The following is an 18,438-nucleotide window of genomic DNA, read 5'->3' as shown; positions in this document are numbered from 1 at the left end:
AAACAATGATGGGTAAGGGAATCATTCTAAAAGTTTGGGGCGAAAACGCTTGTTTTACCCGGCCGGAAATGAAGGTAGAACGGGTATCGTACGATGTAATAACCCCGTCGGCGGCGCGCGGCATTATCGAAGCGATTCATTGGAAGCCTGCCATTCGTTGGATCATCGACCGGATTCACGTCATCGAACCCATACGCTTTGAGAACATCAGGCGTAATGAGGTCGCTGACATGACTAAACCGACTAAAGTCAAGTCGGCTATCAAGAAAGGCGATCTTTCCGAATTGGTTTATCACGTGGACGACGGTGACAATCGCCAACAACGGGCCGCGATCGTCTTAAAGAAGGTTTGTTACGTGATCGAAGCGCATTTCGAACTGACTGACAAAGCCGGGCCTGGAGACAATGAAGGCAAGCATATTGAAATGTTCAGACGAAGGGCAGGCAAAGGCCAATGCTATCAACAGCCGTGTTTAGGGACGCGTGAATTTAGCGCCTCATTCGAGTTGCTGGAAAACAGCGGAGACATTCCTTCCTGCCACGAGTCGCTGCAAGGCCCGCACGATTTGGGCTGGATGTTATGGGATATGGATTTCGAAAACGGCATGAACCCGCTGTTTTACCGGCCGGAAATGATGGACGGCATTATTGACGTGCCGGCGAAATCGGGGGTTGTCTCATGATTTTGCAAGCATTAGTCAGTTACTACGATAGGCTTGCCGAACAACAAGACATGCTGCCGCCATACGGTTGGAGTTGGGAAAAAATCAGCTATTGCGTCGTGTTGAGACAAGACGGCTCGATTCAGGATGTTCAGGATATCCGTATGACTCACCAAGTCAAAAACAAGACCGTTTATAGTCCTCGCCCATTAATGGTGCCGGTTTATCCCGAAGGGCGAACATCCGGTGTCAAAGCCAATTATCTATGGGATAACTCTGCTTATACGCTCGGTCTTTCGGAAAAGCCCAAGGATTTGGACAAAAAATATCAAGACTTTTGGGATAAGGTGGCCTCATTCGATGCGGCACGTTCCAATGCTTTGCAGGCCATGCGGAAATTTCCTGCGTTCTGGCAAGCACATAAACAGGATTACGACTACTTAAAGACCAAGGATTTTCTGGATTCGAATATCGTTTTTCGAGTCGTCACGGAGGGCAATCGCTTCGTACACGACTGCCCCGAATTCAAAGCGCAGTGGAACAATGCGCTCGATGCCTATTTGAATGGCCTTTCGGACGGACAATGCCTTGTCGGTGGAAACACGGGAAAAATTGCCGAACTGCACAACCCGATTAAAGGGATCGATAACGCGCAAACCTCGGGAGCCTATATCGTATCGTTTAACAAAGATGCTTTTGAATCCTACGGGCTAAAGCGCGGTAAGAACGCCAGTGTCGGCGCTAAATCCGCATTTAAATATGCCACGGCACTCAATCATCTGTTACGCAAAGAATCCGATAACAAACAACGTTTGAAAATCGGCGACGCAATGACGGTATTTTGGGCGGAAGCCAATGAAAACGCCCACGCGGAAAGGGCGGAAGCGTTTATGGCGGAAGCGTTAAGTCCGACCGATCAGCAAGAAACGGCCAGCTTAGCTTCCGTATTGCAGCAAATCGCGCAGGGTATCCCTTTAAAAGAATTACGCCCCGATCTCGATCCGGCAACTAAGTTTTTTATCTTGGGCTTATCGCCGAATGCCGCCCGCTTGTCCATCCGTTTTTGGTATGCCACGACCTTGGACGAATTAACCCGCCGCATCGGCCAGCATTATCACGATTTACGTATGGAACCGCAGCAAGGTAACGGCTTACCGGAAATCTGGTGGCTGACCTACGCAACGGCACCTGTTTATCTGGACAACGGCAAGCACAAAACCGATGCCGACCGAATTTCGCCGCTACTGGCTGGCAATCTCGCCCGGGCGATTTTCACCGGCCAAGCCTATCCGCAAAGCCTGTTGTCGCAAGTATTAATCCGCATGCGCACCGATGGCACGGTGACGCATACGCGGGTATCGCTGTGCAAAGCCGTCATAAACCGCCAAATCCGTTTAAACCAGTCAAACACCAGGGAGTTACCAATGAGTTTGGATGTGAACGAAAAAAATGTTGCCTACCGCATGGGGAGACTGTTCGCCGTTTTGGAAAGCATACAGAAGCAAGCCTTAGGCAACGATATTAACGCCACGATCAGGGACCGCTATTGGGGCGCGGCATCCGCGACGCCGGCTTTGGTATTTCCTTCGCTGATGCGGAATGCGATGAACCATCTCGCTAAAATCAGAAAAGACGACGTAGAGAAAAGATATCTGGCGTCGTTTTTCGATGGTCAAATCAAAGAGATTCAAGACGGCATGCCAAGTTATTGGCCGAGAAATCTCAATTTACAGGAGCAGGGCCGTTTCGCCATCGGTTATTACCAGCAACGCCATACCCGAAAAATCAAAGACCAAACCGGCAAGGAGGTTGAAAACCTAGTTGCGGTACATGATGAAAGCGATCAAACCGAAGATTAACGAATAAAAAATAAAAAGGAGTATTTACCATGACGACTATCAATCACCGCTACGAGTTTGTTTTACTATTCGATGTGAAAAACGGCAACCCCAATGGCGATCCGGACGCAGGTAACATGCCGCGTTTGGATCCAGAAACCAATCAGGGTTTGGTTACCGATGTCTGCCTAAAACGTAAGATTCGTAACTATGTGGAATTGACCCAATCGGATAAGCAAGGCTACGCCATTTATATGCAAGAAAAAGCGGTTCTGAATGATCAGCACAAAAAAGCCTACGAAACATTGGATATCAAAATTACCCCGAAAAAGCTGCCTAAAGATCACAACGAAGCGAAAGCGTTAACGAAGTTTATGTGTGATAGTTTTTTCGATGTGCGGACGTTTGGCGCGGTCATGAGCACGGAAGTCAATGCCGGCACCGTCAGAGGCCCCGTGCAATTGGCCTTCGCCCGTTCGATCGATCCTGTTTTTCCGCAAGAAATCTCCATTACCCGTATGGCGGTTGCCAATGAAAAAGATGCGGAAAAAGAGCGCACCATGGGCCGGAAATTCATCGTGCCGTATGGCCTATATCGGGTCCATGGCTTTATTTCCGCCGCGCTCGCCGAAAAAACCGGGTTCACCGAGGACGATTTGCAATTGCTATGGAAAGCCTTGACCGAAATGTTCGAGCACGACCATTCCGCCGCCCGTGGCGAAATGGCGACACGCAAGCTGTTAATCTTTAAACATCAAGATAAGTTGGGCAATGCGCCTGCGCATAAGTTGTTCGAGTTAGTGAAAATTAATCGAAAGGGCGATGAAGACAAACCGCCTCGCGATTTTGGCGATTATGTCGTTGAAGCGATTAGTCAAAGTGATTTGCCGGCGGGTGTAGCACTTATCGAAATGTAAGGAATGCCTTTAATGTCATGGAACTAGAGCCCATCTACCTATCCCGGCTGCAACATTATTTGTACTGCCCGCGCCAATTCGGGCTGATCGAGCTGGAAGATGTTTGGCTGGAAAACCGGTTTACCGCCGAAGGTCGAGTGCTGCATCAACGGGTCGATCAGGCCGAAAAGGAAAAGCGCGGCGATATTCGTGCGGTGCGTGCGCTACGTTTATCGCATGCTTCGTTAGGCATAGAAGGCGTGGCCGATGTGGTGGAATATCACCGTCTGACGGATGGGACTGAGCAACCCTATCCAATCGAATACAAGCGCGGCAAACCTAAAGCGCACCGGGCTGATGAAGTACAACTATGTGCCCAGGCCATCTGTTTGGAGGATATGGAAGGAGTCATCGTGCCGGAAGGCGCGCTGTTTTACGGCGAAGTACGGCGGCGGCATGTGGTCGAATTCGACGAAGCCTTGCGCGCGTTGACCCTACAAACCATTCAGGCTTGTCGAGCCATCGTTGAAAGCAAAATCACGCCCAAAGCCGTATATCAGGCCGGAAAATGTCGGCACTGTTCACTGATCGACCAATGCCATCCCCAATATTTCTGCCGTTCGGCCTCGACCTGGCTGGCGCGACAACTGACACAGGATTGAAACATGCGTCCTTTGCGCAACGTGATTTATATTCAGACCCAAAATGCCTGGGTGCATAAAGACAACGATAATTTGGTCATGAAGGTAGGCGACGAGTTGAAAGCGCGGGTGCCTATTCATAAGCTGCAAGGCTTGGTTTGTTTCGGCCAAGTCAGCATCTCACCTTATCTGATGGCGCATTGCGCCGAAAACGGCGTTACCATTACTTATTTGAATCAATTCGGCAAATTCTTGGCTCGCGTCGAAGGCCCTGTCAGCGGTAACGTCTTGTTACGGCGCACCCAGCATTTGACCGGCGCGGACCGAGATAAAAGCGTCGTCATTGCGCGTACCGTGTTGAGCGGCAAACTCTACAATCAGCGCGCGGTATTACGGCGCTATTTGCGCGACTACGGCGGGCAAGGCGACGGGGCAATGGTCGCTGAACTGACGACGGCGGAAAAGCGTTTGAGCCGCTGTCTTCAACAACTGAGCGATAGCGAAACCATCGATACCTTGATGGGACGGGAAGGGGAGGCCGCGCAAGTCTATTTCGGTGTGTTTCAACATTTGATCCGCCAGCCGGCGTTTGAATTCGACGCGCGCCGGCGCCGTCCGCCGACCGATCCCATCAATGCCTTGCTGTCGTTTTGCTATACCTTGTTGACGCATGATTGCCGCGCGGCACTGGAAACCACCGGCCTGGATCCAGCCAGTGGATTTTTGCATCAATTGCGTAGCGGCCGGCCCTCGCTGGCACTGGATTTGGCCGAAGAATTTCGGCCGATGGCCGACCGTTTCGTGTTGTCGCTGGTCAACAAACGCCAATTGGCCGCCAAGGATTTCGAAACTTGGCCGAATGGTTCCGTCACCTTAAAAGAAGAGCCTCGCCGTACCTTGTTGGCCGCCTGGCAAGATCGAAAACAGGACAATTTGCTGCATCCCTGGTTTGAGGAAACGGTGCCGATGGGCATGTTGCCCTGGCTGCAGGCTCAGATTTTGGCCAGACACCTCCGCGGGGATTGCGATAGTTACGTGCCGTTTTTATGGAAATAGACAGGGGAATCGCACATGATGATTTTAGTGACTTACGACGTCAGCTTCAAAGATGAAACCGGCCCGAAACGATTGCGCCGTTTGGCCCGGCTATGCCAGGTTTTCGGCCAACGGGTGCAATACTCGGTGTTCGAAACCGACGTGGACATGGCGCAATGGACCCAACTGAAAAGCCAGTTGCTCGACGTGATGGATCAAGACGAGGACAGCCTGCGGATTTATTACCTCGGCAACCATTGGAAACGCAAGGTCGAACATATCGGCGCCAAGAAAACATTGGATTTGGATGGCCTGTTGCTGATGTGATGCGAACCCCAAGCGCCCATAAAATTCCCCACACTCTCGCAGACTTGCCAAGTCATTGAAATAAAATCAACTTCTGAAGAACATCAAATTGAAATAGAATGATGCCTGCGTTGAATTGCTTCGGTTCGCATTTCAAAGGCGATTTTTCCTTGAAAATCAATCGATAAAGAAAACGCAGTCGCGCCCCACGCGGGCGCGTGGATTGAAACAAAATGCCTGACATGCCAAATCACCCAACCATCGTCGCGCCCCACGCGGGCGCGTGGATTGAAACCAATGCGTCGATAGGGCCAAGCTCTCGACGGGGTCGCGCCCCACGCGGGCGCGTGGATTGAAACGGAAACGAGATTGGGAAAAAAATTGTCCCAGTGTCGCGCCCCACGCGGGCGCGTGGATTGAAACCGAAACCGCGCTAAGTCCTCCGGGGACGTGACTCCTACCATCGCGGCACTCGCACTTCGCGCGCATTTCCTTCGGCATCCGAATCGGTTCCCGGCAGATTTGTGTTTGGATACGTTCTTTTGGTGAGTCAAAAGAACGTATCTCGTCTATCTATGCGAGAACTGATTCAATATAGGATTACTTCGATAGCGCTTCCGAAAGAAGCGGCGTCTGTGTGGACATTGGCGTCTAACCTTTCACCGCGCCGGCGGTCAGGCCGGCGACGATTCGGCGCTGAAACAGCAGGACTAGTATGATCACCGGTACCGTGACGACCACCGATGCGGCGGCGATCGAACCCGTGGGTTGTTCGAACTGCGAGCTGCCGGTGAAAAAGGCGATGGCGGCCGGCACGGTGCGGGCGGCGTTGGTCGAGGTTAACGAGGTTGCGAATAAAAAGTCGTTCCAGGCAAAAATAAACACCAAAATAGCCGAGGTGAATACCCCCGGTGCCGCCAACGGCGCGATTACGTGAATGAATGCCTGAAACGGGGTCGCGCCGTCCACCCGGGCGGCTTTGTCCAAATCCCACGGGATTTCCCGGAAAAAGGCCGCCAAGGTCCAGATCGACAGCGGCAGCGTGAAGGTCATGTAAGGCAGAATCAGGCCTAGCCAAGTATCGAACAAGCCGAGCAAACGCCATAAATTGAATAAGGGGCCGATGATGGCGACCGGCGGAAACATCGCAATCGCCAATGCGCCGGCCAAGACGGCTTTCTTGCCGGGAAACTCCAGGCGCACGATGGCATAGGCGGCAAAGGTTGCCAAAACCACCGATAGCAATGTCGCTATCAAGGCGATGCCGATCGAATTGGCCAGCGCGGCCGGAAATTGAGCATCGTCGATGACGTTGCGGTAGTTGTCGAAGCTGATGCTGATCGGAAAAAAACGCTGATCGTTTAAATCGCCGGTGCGCTTCAGCGACAGCGAAACGATCCAGGCCACCGGCAATAGCGCGTAAAAGATCGCGATAAAATTGCCCGCGGCCCAAAACAGTTTTTCGAAACCTAGTTTCATGGCCGCTCCGCCGGACTTCGTTCAAGCGACGCGCCGAATCCCTTGACGAACAGCCAGGCGATCAACAATACGCCAAGGAAGATTAAAACCGAAACGGCCGAGCCCAAACCGAGGTTGAGCCTTACGATCAAGGTGTTGTAGCCGATTATGGAAAGGGTTTCGGTGTCCTGGGCGCCGCGGGTTTGCACGTAAACGGTGTCGAAAATGCGGAAGGCGTCCAGGGTGCGGAACAACAATGCCACCAATATCGTCGGTTTCATCAACGGCAAAACGATGAGGCGCAGGCGTTGCCGGGCCGAAGCGCCGTCTACCCGCGCGGCTTTGATCAGGTCTTCCGGGATCAAGGTCAGGCCGGCAAGCAGCAACAAGGCCATGAATGGGGTCGTTTTCCAGATTTCGCTGAAAATGATCACGAAAAATGCGGACCAGCGCTGGGTCAGCCAGGCGTTCTCCAAACCCAGCAATGCGTTAACGAAGCCGGTGGTCGGGTCGAACGCGAATTTCCAGGCCAGCGCGGCGACCACGGTGATGATGGCATAGGGAATCAATACCGCGGTTCTGACGCTACGGCGGCCGAGCGTGGTCTTGTGCATCAGCAGCGCCAGCGCCAGGCCCAAGACCAATTCGACGCAAACCGAGCCTATCGTGATGATCAGGGTGTTGCCCAAGGCTTTCCACCAGACTTCGGAGCTCAATACGCCGGCATAATTGGCGAAGCCGACGAATTCCCGCTGACTGGGAAAGCGCAAATCGTAGCGGAACAGGGACAGCCACAGGGCATAGGCGATGGGGTAGGCGGTCACCAGCAGCATGGCCGCGACCGCCGGCGCACACAATAGCCAGCCCAGGCGGCGCTCGGATTTGCCGGCATTCATAGCAAGCCCTCCGAATCCAGCGCCCGCTGTATGGCCAAGCGCAGTTTGTCAAGATCTCGCCGGGGCTCGATGTCTCGCATCGGATGCAGCGTGCGGCTGACGGCCAGGGAAATGTCGTTGTAGACGGGGCTGGTCGGCCTCAATACCGCGTTGCGTAAGGTTTCGCGCAATACATCGGCAAACGGGAATTGTCGGCGAATCTCGGGATAGTCGTACAATGCCTCCAGCGTCGGCGGCATGCCGCCTTTGATTGCGGCCTTGATCTGATTCTCTGCCGATGCCAAACATTCGGCGGCCTCGAAAGCCAGTTCCGGATTTGGAGTATACGCGGCGACGCCGAGATTGATGCCGCCCAGACTGACCCGGCTTGGCCGCTGGCCCCCGACCGAGGGCCAGCGCGAAAATCCCATATGCTTGAACACCTCGGGCGCGTTTTGTTGAGCGCTGGGCCAAACGAATGAATAGTTGAGCATGAAAACCGGCAGCCCGGTCTCGAAGCCCAGGCGGGACTGGTCCTCGCGGTCCGTGGCCAGAGAACGCGAAACGGCGGGCGAATTGCCGATACGTTTCATCAAGGCCAAGGTTTCCAGCGTGGGTTTGTCCTCCAGCGAAATCGCGCCATTTTGATCCAATATCGAGCCTCCCGCGGACGCCAGCAGCGACACGAAAAAAACCGTGAACCCTTCGTAGCGTTGACCTTGCAGTTGGAGAGCGCCCGCTTTGTGTTGCATTTCGGCCTCGCTTAAGAGCGCTTGCCAGGTGCTTGGGGCGTCCACGATGCGATCGTTGCGGTACCACAATAATTGCGCGTTGCTGGTGAAAGGAATGGCCCAAACTCGGCTTTTGTATTGTCCGCTTTTCAGCGCCGCCGGCAAGCGTCCGTTCGCTATCCTGGACGATGTCTGCTCCGGCCAGGGCAACACCCAGCCGGCCTCGGCAAACTCCGCGGTCCAGATCACGTCCATGCCGATGATGTCTATGCTGGAGTCGGCGGCGGCGAGCCGGCGTACCAACTGTTCGCGCTGTTGGTCGGCGTCGGAAGGAAGCGGTATCAAGCGGATTTGATAGCGCCCGCCCGATGTTTGCGAACAGAATTCGGCCGCCTCACGAAATGCGCCGGAGCGTTCGTTGAAGACATACCACGTCAACATCGGTTGCGGCGGCGGCAATTCGTTTTGACAGGCAACGCCGATAAGACCGAATAGCGCAATAAATATCGGCGCTTTTGATATGTGTCTACGAATCAGGTGTTTACGAATAAATTGGTTCATAGGGCCCGCCTTTCGGCTTGAGAAGACGGCGGCGCAGGTAGGCCCATGCCCGGACGCAGCGGGATTAGTCGGCCGTGCGCGTAGCCGTATCGTAATTTTCTCAATAATGAGTGTTATAGCCCGTGTTGACAAGGTTTTATCGAACTGTTAGTTTGCTGGCACTCTGGTAGATAGAGTGCTAGCGCTTTGTGTCGGGTATTGTTGTGCTTATGAATCAGAATTTAAACGAGAGGTCGCTTTATCTTTTAAAAGCATTGGTTGAGCGATATATTCAAGACGGCCAGCCGGTCGGGTCGCGCGCGTTGTCGAAGGACCCGAATCTTAAGTTAAGTCCGGCGACGATACGAAACGTGATGGCCGACTTGGAAGAGATGGGCTTGATTCATTCACCGCACACTTCGGCCGGACGAGTACCCACCGTCAGCGGTTATCGCTTGTTCGTCAATAGTTTGTTGACGGTGAAGCCGCTGGATTCGATCGAGCTTGATCAACTGCAAAACAGTTTTCTGGCCGAAAGCGACGAACCCGGCGATGTGCTGAACAAGACGTCTAAATTGCTTTCCGATGTGACCAAAATGGCGGGGGTCGTGACCTTGCCCCGGCGTGAATCCGTGGCATTGCAGCATATCGAGTTTCTGCCGATGTCCGGCACGCGGGTATTGGTGATCGTCGTGACGGATGGCCAGGAAGTCCACAACAAGATCATTCATACCGACAAAACGTTTAGTTCGGCGGAGCTGCAGCAAGCGGCTAACTACCTCAACAGCGTTTATGCGGGGCGCAGTTTGTCCAAAATCCGCGATTTGATCGTGAAGGACATGGAGCAGGACAGACACCGGGTTAATCAGGGCATGATAGATGCGGTCAACATGGCGCAATTGGCCTTCTCGCAAAAACCCAAAGAAGATTACGTCTTGAGCGGTGAAACCAATTTAATGGGTTTTTCCGAGTTGTCGGACATGGAACGGCTGAAACAGCTTTTCGAAGCCTTCAGCCAGAAGCAGGGGGTGATTCACTTGTTGGATCAATGCCTACAGGCGGACGGGGTACAGATTTTTATCGGAGAGGAGTCGGGCTACCGCGCTTTCGATCATTGCAGCCTGGTGACTTCGTCCTATTCGATCAACGACGAAGTCGTCGGCGTGCTCGGCGTGATTGGCCCGACACGCATGGCTTATGAGAAAGTCATCCCTTTTGTGGACGTCACGGCAAAATTATTGGGCGCGGCCTTGAATAGCAAATAAACGCCCATATGCTTATACGGATTTTAAAAATTGCAATTTTCGGAGTGAAATATGAGTCATCAGCAATCAAGTCACGAACAGCAATCAGACAGTGAGCTAATCGCTGAAGTGCTTGAGCAAACCAACGAGGCATCTGCTGAAGAACAAGTTGCCGAGGGAACCGAAGCGGAACCGGCAACCGAAGAGGTGAGTATCGAGGTTTTGCAGAAACAGCTAGAAGAAGCGCAACAACAAGCGGGGGCCAATTTGGACAAAGCCATGCGGGCCATGGCGGAAATGGACAATCTAAAAAAGCGCGTGCAAAAAGATTTGGACGACGAGCGCAAATATGGTATCGCCAAGTTCGCCAAGGAATTGTTGACGGTATTGGATAGTCTTGAACTCGGAATTCAGGCGGCTGCAGGCGATAGCCCGGAAGTCGTTAAATTGCGCGAAGGTAGTGAATTGACTAAAAAGCAATTCGAAGCCGTGTTTGCCAAATTCAATATCGAGACCGTCGATCCCGTCGGCGAACCGTTCAATCCGGAATTGCATCAGGCCATGGTCATGCAGCCGAGCTCGACCGTGGCGCCGAATCATGTGATTACCGTCTTCCAAAAAGGTTTTGTACTGAACGGACGTTTATTGCGTCCGGCCATGGTCGTGGTCGCAAAAGCCGAAGATAAACCGGCAGATGATGCAAAAATCGATGAGCAGGCTTGAAATTAAAACCATCAACCGCATATCGCTTACAGATTTTCACTAATTATATTCAATTCAAGTCTGGAGAAATTCAATGGGTAAAATGATCGGAATCGATTTGGGTACCACCAACTCATGCGTGGCGGTACTGGAAAACGGTACGGCGCGCGTGATCGAAAACAGTGAAGGTGCGCGCACCACGCCGTCCATCATCGCGTTTACCGGCGACAACGAAGTCTTGGTGGGCCAGTCGGCGAAGCGTCAGGCGGTCACCAATCCCGAGAATACCTTGTTTGCCATCAAACGTTTGATCGGCCGCCGCTTCAAGGAAGATGCGGTACAAAAAGACATCAAAATGGTGCCGTACAAAATCATCGAAGCCAACAACGGCGACGCCTGGGTGGAATGCCACGGCAAAAAAATGGCCCCGCCCGAAGTATCGTCACGCGTGTTGATGAAGCTGAAAAAAGACGCCGAAGCGTTTTTGGGCGAAGAGGTCACCGAAGCGGTGATTACCGTACCCGCCTACTTCAACGATTCGCAACGCCAAGCCACTAAAGACGCCGGCCGCATCGCCGGTTTGGACGTCAAACGCATCATCAACGAGCCGACCGCCGCGGCCTTGGCTTTCGGTATGGACAAACCCAAAGGCGACACCACGATAGCGGTGTACGACTTGGGCGGCGGTACCTTCGATATTTCCATCATCGAAATCGCCGAAATCGAGGGTGAACACCAATTCGAAGTATTGGCCACCAACGGCGATACTTTCCTGGGCGGTGAAGACTTCGACTTGCGCATCATCGATTTCTTGGCCGGCGAATTCAAAAAAGATACCGGCATCGATTTGCATAACGATCCGTTGGCGCTGCAACGTCTGAAGGAAGCGGCGGAAAAAGCCAAAATCGAACTGTCTTCGTCAGAACAAACCGACGTCAATTTGCCTTACATCACTGCCGATGCGGCCGGACCCAAGCATTTGAACGTCAAATTGACCCGCGCCAAATTGGAGTCCTTGGTCGAAGACTTGATAGAAAAAACCAAAGCGCCTTGCTTGCAAGCGATCAAAGATGCCGGCGTTTCGACATCGAAAATCAACGATGTGATTCTGGTCGGCGGTCAAACCCGCATGCCGAAAGTGCAAGCGTTCGTCAAAGAATTGTTCGGTAAAGAACCTCGCAAAGACGTCAACCCGGACGAAGCGGTGGCTTTGGGCGCTGCGATCCAGGCCGGCGTATTGGGCGGCGACGTCAAAGACGTACTGTTGCTGGACGTGACCCCGCTGTCGTTGGGCATCGAAACCCTGGGCGGCGTGATGACCAAATTGATCGAGAAAAATACCACGATACCGACCAATGCGTCGCAGGTGTTCTCGACGGCGGAAGATAATCAAACCGCGGTAACCGTGCACGTGCTGCAAGGTGAAAGGGAAATGGCATCCGGTAACAAATCCTTGGGCCGTTTCGACTTGCAGGACATTCCGCCGGCACCGCGCGGAATTCCGCAAATCGAGGTATCTTTCGATATCGATGCCAACGGTATCTTGAACGTATCGGCCAAAGACAAAGCCACCGGCAAGAAACAATCCATCGTGATCAAGGCGTCCAGCGGCTTGTCCGACGATGAAGTCGAACGTATGATCAAGGATGCCGAGGCCCATGCCGATGAAGACCGTAAATTGAAAGACCTGGTGTCCGCGCGAAACGCGGCGGACGGCATGATACACGCGACTGAAAAATCGATGAAAGAATTGGGCGACCAAGTTTCAAGCGATGAAAGATCTGCTATCGAGTCGGCGATCAAAGAATTGCAAGACGTTCTGAAAAAAGACGACAAAGAAGCCATCGAAGCGAAAACTCATGCCTTGACCGAACTGTCCGGCAAATTGGCCGAGCGGGTCTATGCGCAAAAAGGCGGCGCCGAAGCGGGTGCTGGCGGAGCTCACCAGGCGAGTGACGACCAGCAACAAGCCGGTGCCGAGCACGACGTGGTCGATGCCGAATTCGAAGAAGTCAAGGACGATAACAAGTAACAGCGTAGGGCGGATGGCGAAAGCCGATCCGCCTTTGCTTTTTATTTGACGGAACGCTCTACGGCTTTCGCCTTACGTGTTAAGAAGCCTGCGTAGGTCCGATTAGCGGAGCGTAATCGGACGTATGTTCAAAAATAATTACGTTCCTCCGATTATGCTAACGCTAATCGGAGCTACCTAGCCATGTAGGGTACGCATCGCCTACCTTTTGTTTTTCGAGGTGAGATATGCAAGCTGCGGTTTCGAAAGTCAAAGAATGATTGAACAGACTGCCTGAAGAAAGCAGTTATGAAGACATTCAATACCGTCTGTATGTCATGGTCAAAATTCAGGTGGGAATAGCCAGGGCGGAGAAAGAAGAGAGTGTTTCCCACGAGGAAGTCGAAAAACAATTCGATCGCGTGTTAGGCTAAGTGCAAACTTTCGAGGTATTTTTGAGGTAGCAATAATGGATAGCACGGTAATCGAACGCGAAGCGCTTCATCTTCCAGTAGCGGAGCGTGCAAAACTCGCTCATAGTTTGCTGTTGAGTTTGGATAATATGACCGATGCCGAATTACATGAAGCTTGGTTGGACGAAGCTCAGCGCCGGGCCGATGAGATTGATTAAGGTTCGATAGAATTGATTTCTGCCGAAGAGGTTAGTGCCAAGGCGCGTCAGTTGTTGAAATGAGTTACTGGTTTCATCCGGGTGCCGAGTGAGAACATTTTGAAAATATCGTTTTTTATGAATCGCGACAGCCGGGGCTAGGGGGCGCTTATTTGGCTGAATTCGAAAATTTGATGATCCGCGTCGCCGATATGCCGGAACGTTTCAGGGTAGAGCGGAAACCAAATATTCGGGTGGTTTCTTTGACTGATTCCCTTATAAAATCATTTTCAGAGACGCGTCGGGTGGCTTACAGATTTTAGCCATCTCCCATAAGAAAAGAAGGCCCGATTATTGGTTGGGCAGGCTGTAACCGAATTATTAATACTGAATAATAAATATCCAAGAAAACTAGATGGCCGCAAAAGAAGATTTTTACAAACTGTTGGAAGTCGATCGCAACGCGAGCGAAGCCGAGATCAAAAAGAGCTATCGCAAGCTGGCGATGAAATTTCATCCGGACAGAAACAAAGACAATCAAGAAGAAGCCGAGAAGAAATTCAAGCAAATCAAGGAAGCCTACGAGGTATTGTCCGATCCGAAAAAACGCTCGGCGTACGATCAATTCGGTCATGCCGGTGTTGACCCGTCCATGGGCGGACGAGGCGGATTTAGCGGCGCGGAAAGTTTTAGCGACATCTTCGGCGACGTGTTCGGCGACATTTTCGGTGGCGGACGCCAGCAGCGCAGCAGTGTGCAGCGTGGCGCCGACCTACGCTATAACCTGGAATTGACGCTGGAAGAAGCGGTCGGCGGTACCGAAGCCGTCGTAAAAGTGCCGGTTTTGGTTACTTGTAACGAATGTAACGGTTCGGGTGCAAGAAAAGGCAGCAGTCCGGTGGTCTGTTCTACCTGTCACGGCCATGGCCAGGTCAGAATGCAGCAGGGTTTTTTCTCGGTCCAGCAAACCTGCCCGACCTGTCATGGTTCCGGCAAGCAAATCAAAGACCCTTGTCCGAAGTGTTATGGACAGGGTCGTGTGCAGGAAACCAAAACCCTCAATGTCAAAGTGCCGCCCGGCGTCGATACCGGCGACCGCATTCGTCTGGCCGGCGAGGGCGAGGCGGGCATCAACGGAGGGCCTTCCGGCGACTTGTACGTGCAGGTGCAGGTAAAAGATCATCCTATCTTTACCCGCGACGGCGCCAACTTGTATTGTGAAGTACCGATCAGTTTTCCGACCGCTTGTTTGGGCGGCGAACTGGAAGTGCCCACATTGGACGGCAAGGTTAAATTGAAAATCCCCGCCGAAACTCAAACCGGCAAGCTGTTCCGTTTGCGCGGCAAAGGCGTCAAGCCGGTGCGCGGCGGCGCGGTGGGCGACTTGTTATGCCGGGTACAGATCGAAACCCCGGTGCGTTTGACCAAGGAACAGCAATCGTTGATCGAGCAATTGCAGGCTTCGCTGAGCGGCGGCGGCAAACAGCATAGTCCGCAAGAACATAGCTTCATGGACGGCGTCAAAAGCTTTTTCGATAAATTGACAGGATAAATCATGGTGAAAATTGCCCTGGTCGGCGTGTCCGGCCGCATGGGATTGTGTTTGATCAAGGCGGCGGCTTTGGCCGAGCAGGCGGAACTGACTGTCGCAGTGTCGCGGGCGGAGAGTCTCTCGGTCGGTAAGGATGCCGGCGAACTGGCGGGTATTTCTACACTGGGTTTGCCGGTAGGGACGGACTTGGCGGCAGTAAGCGATCAATTCGATGTGTTGATCGACTTTACCCGCCCCGATGCGTCGATGGCTTATATCGATATTTGCCGGCAGGCCGGCAAGAAAGTTGTGATCGGTACCACCGGCTATTCCGATACGCAAAAAGCTGCGATTGCGGAAATCGCTAGAGAAATTCCCATTGTGATCGCGCCTAATTTTAGTGTCGGCGTGAACTTGTCGCTGAAATTGTTGGAAATGGCAGCCAAAGTCATGGGCGATTACACCGATATCGAAATCATAGAGGCTCATCACCGGCATAAGGTGGATGCGCCTTCCGGCACCGCTTTGCGCATGGGCGAAGTCGTGGCGTCTACTTTGGGGCGCGATTTGAAAACATGTGCGGTTTATGGCCGCGAAGGCGAAACCGGCGCACGCGACCGCAAAACCATAGGCTTCTCGACGATACGGGCAGGCGACATCGTCGGCGAACATATCGTGATGTTCGCCGACGAAGGCGAGCGGGTCGAGATTACCCATAAAGCGACCAGCCGTATGACCTTCGCCAATGGCGCGGTAAGGGCGGCGATATGGCTAAAGGATAAAACACCGGGTCTATACGATATGCTGGACGTGTTGGATTTGAAAAACGCCTAATCATTCTTTTGGTAAAACCGGCCGCAGAGTTTATCGTTTGGCCGTATCCGCTATTTCGGGATTCGAATCATGTAAAGGTGCCATTGGCACCTTTTTTTGCGAAATGGGCCGAGCTTCGGTTTATTTCCGTTACTTTATTCAACCTAAAAAGAGCAGTTTAATTAGGTTGAAATCTGCTAACCATATGATTTTAAAGTACTGAATTCAACTGCGGAGCAGTTGAAAGCGTCACCATTTTGGTGAGTGTGAAAAAACCGTTGTTCTCAATGAATACAGCGATTTACATCATTCAAATAGCTTCAACTGCCGAATTTAGGGTAAAGGGGATGGCCGCATCGACAGGCTCAGAGGGCGCAACCTGGACGGGTATCAAGACTGCCGAATCGGACTTGGGTAACTTGCGATAGTCGCTCAGTCGCGCCGTGAACGTACGAACATTGATTTGCTGCTCAGCACAATATTCGGCTTGCGACAGACCACTGCGCTGCCACTCTTCAATATGCTGACGCCATTTCGATGTGACGGCCATGACTTCTTCTGCTCAAAAAATCACAGGATGCCGCAGGACGAATATTTTTCACAGGTGGGACGACTACGCGCTTACTACCTTACACGATGTCAAACTGTTACAATAGTAGGAATGCCTCTGCATAGTCTTGAGCATTTTTGTTCGCTTCAAGCTTTGAGAACATTACAGAAAAAAGTCGAGAGATTTTATTCGTATATCCATAATCTTATAGGACTTGACATATAAAGCTGATTAACTTTCCAACATGAAGGTGACTAACAGCTATAGCGGTGATAAAGCTGGCAAACGTGTAGACAAGAGACTATAGATACTGTAGCCATACGGATTATCAAAGTGAGTACAATTTTGTTTGTGTAACGAAGTATCGTTATACAGTGCTAAAGGGTGAAATAGTCGAACGGGTGAGAGACTTAGTGCTGCAGACGTGCGAAACCTTTGAGATACGGATCATCAAAGGTGTCGGTGTCGTGAGCAAAGATCATGTGCACATCTTGATGATGTGTGCCGTCGCCCCCGACCGAAGTCAAGAGTCAAGCTTCGAGCTATCTATTTGAAGAATTTTTATACTTGAAAAAGCTGTATTGGAAAAGTCGTTTTTGGGCTCGCGAGTATTTATGCGTCACAGTAGGTCAGATGACGGATGAAATGATCAAACACTAGTTGGAGTATCGTTCTGAATCTAATTCAAAGGACAATTTTAAACTGGAGTCGATTAAGAAGCGTTGTTTATTTGAAGCGTATCTGGTTTCAGCCCGTTATTAGAACCCACCCACTATAGCGGGTGGTTGTTTAGTATCTTATGATATGGTTTAATGAAAATAAGCATAGCAATACCGGTTTATGGCCAAGCGAATTTCCTGCAATCTGCCTTGGAGAGTATTCGAGTCCGAAATAATTATGTGAATTTGGCGATCATGGATGCAACGCCAGACGATAGCGTTCAGGAGGTTTTGAATGGTTATAGCGGATTATTTGCTTATCATCGCCATGGGCCCGATCAAGGGCAAACTGCGGCAATACAGGAAGGTTGGGATAATACGGATGGAGAGATAATCGCCTGGCTATGTGCCGACGATTATTATTTTCCGTATACATTAGATTTAATACGCCAAGTATTTATCGATCATCCCGATGTGGATGTCGTTTACGGCGATTCAGTTTTTGTCGATGAGTGCGAGAAATTTATCGGCTATTTTCCTGCAATCAAGAAGTCGATAAATGCCATCACCAGAGAATGTTGCATTTCTCAACCTTCATGCTTTGTGCGGCGCACGGCATTTGAGAAAATCGGCGGAAAACTCAACGATGGATTGCATTATACGATGGACTGGGATTTATGGATAAGACTCTATAAGTCCGGTGCTAAATTTTATTACCTGAATAAACCTTTGTCCGTTGTGAGAATGTATCCAGGAACGAAAACCTCCAGTCGTTCTTGGCAACGTTTTTATGAAATAGGCCAACATCTGTTTAACAATAACAATCCCTTTTCAGCAATAAGATCATTGCTTGGATTTTATTATCAAGATTTATTGTCGAATCAAACAAATGGCTTTGACCGGCTGATGTTGAATTTGCTTAATTGTTATCGAAGCCTTAAGACCATAAAGCCTCATCCATCGTCCGAAAATGATATGAATTATGGTTTTTATAAAAATAACCATTTAGTTGGCTCTGAAGTCGAGGTTTATTTACCGTGGTATAAAAAAGAAAAGCCTAGCCGAGTCGTCGTGGATTGTGACCTGGCAGAAACTCCGTTGGCATATCTCAATGGTTCTCCTCTTAAATTTACGGAAGCGTGTTACGAAATATCGGATTTCGATACGTCAACCTATTTATTAGAACTCAAACTTGTTTCAGAAACACAACAAAATTGGCATTTATATGGTGTTAGTTTTATATGACCAATACTTTACCTTTAACAGGCTGTTGATTTTATCGCCCCCGCAATCCGCATTGATTCGCTGAGCCAGCCGCTAGATTAACTTATAAAGC

At 51.2% G+C, this 18,438-nt stretch carries 18 protein-coding genes and 1 pseudogene; 15 read left to right on the top strand and 4 right to left on the bottom strand.

Features of this window, described 5'->3' with window-relative positions:
* The first annotated feature begins 5 nt into the window (after positions 1 to 5).
* Genes cas5c through cas2 form a run of 6 tightly spaced genes read left to right on the top strand, consistent with a single transcriptional unit; the run spans position 6 to position 5,399 of the window.
* Positions 6 to 683, top strand: a complete 678-nt coding sequence (gene cas5c / locus ACW73I_RS16520; protein ID WP_458030525.1) for a type I-C CRISPR-associated protein Cas5c — start codon at positions 6 to 8, stop codon at positions 681 to 683.
* Entirely contained in the window at positions 680 to 2,521 is a 1,842-nt protein-coding gene (cas8c, locus tag ACW73I_RS16515; protein ID WP_458030524.1) for a type I-C CRISPR-associated protein Cas8c/Csd1, read from the top strand. The genes cas5c and cas8c overlap by 4 nt, the downstream gene beginning before the upstream one ends.
* A gap of 29 nt (positions 2,522 to 2,550) precedes the next feature.
* Positions 2,551 to 3,417: a type I-C CRISPR-associated protein Cas7/Csd2 gene (gene cas7c / locus ACW73I_RS16510; RefSeq protein ID WP_458030523.1), complete on the top strand. Its 867-nt coding sequence runs from the start codon at positions 2,551 to 2,553 to the stop codon at positions 3,415 to 3,417.
* Positions 3,418 to 3,434: 17 nt separating this feature from the next.
* On the top strand, positions 3,435 to 4,058 hold the full coding sequence (gene cas4 / locus ACW73I_RS16505) for a CRISPR-associated protein Cas4 (RefSeq protein ID WP_458030522.1): 624 nt from the start codon (positions 3,435 to 3,437) through the stop codon (positions 4,056 to 4,058).
* Positions 4,059 to 4,061: 3 nt separating this feature from the next.
* Positions 4,062 to 5,093 carry a type I-C CRISPR-associated endonuclease Cas1c gene (cas1c, locus tag ACW73I_RS16500; protein ID WP_458030521.1) on the top strand — a complete coding sequence of 344 codons (1,032 nt, stop codon included), beginning with the start codon at positions 4,062 to 4,064 and terminating at the stop codon, positions 5,091 to 5,093.
* Between the two features lie 15 nt (positions 5,094 to 5,108).
* Positions 5,109 to 5,399: a CRISPR-associated endonuclease Cas2 gene (gene cas2, locus ACW73I_RS16495; protein WP_458030520.1), complete on the top strand. Its 291-nt coding sequence runs from the start codon at positions 5,109 to 5,111 to the stop codon at positions 5,397 to 5,399.
* 630 nt (positions 5,400 to 6,029) lie between these two features.
* Here cas2 and ACW73I_RS16490 read toward each other — a convergent pair.
* From ACW73I_RS16490 to ACW73I_RS16480, 3 genes are read right to left on the bottom strand one after another with little or no spacing between them, the layout of a single operon-like run.
* Positions 6,030 to 6,857, bottom strand: coding sequence for a carbohydrate ABC transporter permease (locus ACW73I_RS16490; protein WP_458030519.1), 828 nt, complete (start codon positions 6,855 to 6,857; stop codon positions 6,030 to 6,032).
* On the bottom strand, positions 6,854 to 7,732 hold the full coding sequence (locus ACW73I_RS16485) for a carbohydrate ABC transporter permease (protein ID WP_458030518.1): 879 nt from the start codon (positions 7,730 to 7,732) through the stop codon (positions 6,854 to 6,856). The genes ACW73I_RS16490 and ACW73I_RS16485 overlap by 4 nt, the downstream gene beginning before the upstream one ends.
* Complete coding sequence (locus ACW73I_RS16480; RefSeq protein ID WP_458030517.1) at positions 7,729 to 9,003, bottom strand: ABC transporter substrate-binding protein; 1,275 nt, start codon at positions 9,001 to 9,003, stop codon at positions 7,729 to 7,731. Before ACW73I_RS16480 ends, ACW73I_RS16485 begins: the two co-directional genes overlap by 4 nt.
* 209 nt (positions 9,004 to 9,212) lie before the next feature.
* Between ACW73I_RS16480 and hrcA the strand changes: the two genes are divergently transcribed.
* The 7 genes from hrcA to dapB all read left to right on the top strand — a co-directional run bounded on the left by hrcA (position 9,213) and on the right by dapB (position 15,914).
* On the top strand, positions 9,213 to 10,247 hold the full coding sequence (gene hrcA, locus ACW73I_RS16475; protein WP_458030516.1) for a heat-inducible transcriptional repressor HrcA: 1,035 nt from the start codon (positions 9,213 to 9,215) through the stop codon (positions 10,245 to 10,247).
* Positions 10,248 to 10,298: 51 nt separating this feature from the next.
* Positions 10,299 to 10,949, top strand: coding sequence for a nucleotide exchange factor GrpE (grpE, locus tag ACW73I_RS16470; protein ID WP_458030515.1), 651 nt, complete (start codon positions 10,299 to 10,301; stop codon positions 10,947 to 10,949).
* A 73-nt stretch (positions 10,950 to 11,022) separates the two neighbouring features.
* Positions 11,023 to 12,960 carry a molecular chaperone DnaK gene (gene dnaK / locus ACW73I_RS16465; RefSeq protein ID WP_458030514.1) on the top strand — a complete coding sequence of 646 codons (1,938 nt, stop codon included), beginning with the start codon at positions 11,023 to 11,025 and terminating at the stop codon, positions 12,958 to 12,960.
* Between the two features lie 260 nt (positions 12,961 to 13,220).
* A complete protein-coding gene (locus ACW73I_RS16460) occupies positions 13,221 to 13,373 on the top strand; it encodes a hypothetical protein (RefSeq protein ID WP_458030513.1) in 153 nt (50 codons plus the stop codon).
* Positions 13,374 to 13,408: 35 nt separating this feature from the next.
* A complete protein-coding gene (locus ACW73I_RS16455; RefSeq protein WP_458030512.1) occupies positions 13,409 to 13,570 on the top strand; it encodes an addiction module protein in 162 nt (53 codons plus the stop codon).
* 394 nt (positions 13,571 to 13,964) lie between these two features.
* A complete protein-coding gene (gene dnaJ, locus ACW73I_RS16450) occupies positions 13,965 to 15,101 on the top strand; it encodes a molecular chaperone DnaJ (protein ID WP_458030511.1) in 1,137 nt (378 codons plus the stop codon).
* Positions 15,102 to 15,104: 3 nt separating this feature from the next.
* Positions 15,105 to 15,914, top strand: a complete 810-nt coding sequence (gene dapB, locus ACW73I_RS16445; protein WP_458030510.1) for a 4-hydroxy-tetrahydrodipicolinate reductase — start codon at positions 15,105 to 15,107, stop codon at positions 15,912 to 15,914.
* Positions 15,915 to 16,203: 289 nt separating this feature from the next.
* Here dapB and tnpA (ACW73I_RS16440) read toward each other — a convergent pair whose 3' ends face one another.
* On the bottom strand, positions 16,204 to 16,443 hold the full coding sequence (gene tnpA, locus ACW73I_RS16440; RefSeq protein WP_458030509.1) for an IS66 family insertion sequence element accessory protein TnpA: 240 nt from the start codon (positions 16,441 to 16,443) through the stop codon (positions 16,204 to 16,206).
* 299 nt (positions 16,444 to 16,742) lie between these two features.
* Between tnpA (ACW73I_RS16440) and tnpA (ACW73I_RS16435) the strand changes: the two are divergent.
* Positions 16,743 to 17,103 (top strand): annotated as a pseudogene (gene tnpA, locus ACW73I_RS16435) (IS200/IS605 family transposase); the annotation flags it as partial.
* Positions 17,104 to 17,255: 152 nt separating this feature from the next.
* Positions 17,256 to 18,347, top strand: a complete 1,092-nt coding sequence (locus tag ACW73I_RS16430) for a glycosyltransferase (protein ID WP_458030508.1) — start codon at positions 17,256 to 17,258, stop codon at positions 18,345 to 18,347.
* Positions 18,348 to 18,438 lie beyond the last annotated feature (91 nt).

The organism is Methylomonas sp. MgM2 (assembly GCF_054172045.1).
The sequence above is the reverse complement of the archived record's forward strand: the minus strand, read 5'-3'. Positions and strand labels throughout refer to the sequence as shown.

Bases quoted from the DNA above. Each gene is read 5' to 3' on its own strand.
- cas5c (WP_458030525.1), top strand. From the start codon at position 6: ATGATGGGTAAGGGAATCATTCTAAAAGTTTGGGGCGAAAACGCTTGT.
- cas8c (WP_458030524.1), top strand. From the start codon at position 680: ATGATTTTGCAAGCATTAGTCAGTTACTACGATAGGCTTGCCGAACAA.
- cas7c (WP_458030523.1), top strand. From the start codon at position 2,551: ATGACGACTATCAATCACCGCTACGAGTTTGTTTTACTATTCGATGTG.
- cas4 (WP_458030522.1), top strand. From the start codon at position 3,435: ATGGAACTAGAGCCCATCTACCTATCCCGGCTGCAACATTATTTGTAC.
- cas1c (WP_458030521.1), top strand. From the start codon at position 4,062: ATGCGTCCTTTGCGCAACGTGATTTATATTCAGACCCAAAATGCCTGG.
- cas2 (WP_458030520.1), top strand. From the start codon at position 5,109: ATGATGATTTTAGTGACTTACGACGTCAGCTTCAAAGATGAAACCGGC.
- ACW73I_RS16490 (WP_458030519.1), bottom strand. From the start codon at position 6,857: ATGAAACTAGGTTTCGAAAAACTGTTTTGGGCCGCGGGCAATTTTATC.
- ACW73I_RS16485 (WP_458030518.1), bottom strand. From the start codon at position 7,732: ATGAATGCCGGCAAATCCGAGCGCCGCCTGGGCTGGCTATTGTGTGCG.
- ACW73I_RS16480 (WP_458030517.1), bottom strand. From the start codon at position 9,003: ATGAACCAATTTATTCGTAAACACCTGATTCGTAGACACATATCAAAA.
- hrcA (WP_458030516.1), top strand. From the start codon at position 9,213: ATGAATCAGAATTTAAACGAGAGGTCGCTTTATCTTTTAAAAGCATTG.
- grpE (WP_458030515.1), top strand. From the start codon at position 10,299: ATGAGTCATCAGCAATCAAGTCACGAACAGCAATCAGACAGTGAGCTA.
- dnaK (WP_458030514.1), top strand. From the start codon at position 11,023: ATGGGTAAAATGATCGGAATCGATTTGGGTACCACCAACTCATGCGTG.
- ACW73I_RS16455 (WP_458030512.1), top strand. From the start codon at position 13,409: ATGGATAGCACGGTAATCGAACGCGAAGCGCTTCATCTTCCAGTAGCG.
- dnaJ (WP_458030511.1), top strand. From the start codon at position 13,965: ATGGCCGCAAAAGAAGATTTTTACAAACTGTTGGAAGTCGATCGCAAC.
- dapB (WP_458030510.1), top strand. From the start codon at position 15,105: ATGGTGAAAATTGCCCTGGTCGGCGTGTCCGGCCGCATGGGATTGTGT.
- tnpA (WP_458030509.1), bottom strand. From the start codon at position 16,443: ATGGCCGTCACATCGAAATGGCGTCAGCATATTGAAGAGTGGCAGCGC.
- ACW73I_RS16430 (WP_458030508.1), top strand. From the start codon at position 17,256: ATGAAAATAAGCATAGCAATACCGGTTTATGGCCAAGCGAATTTCCTG.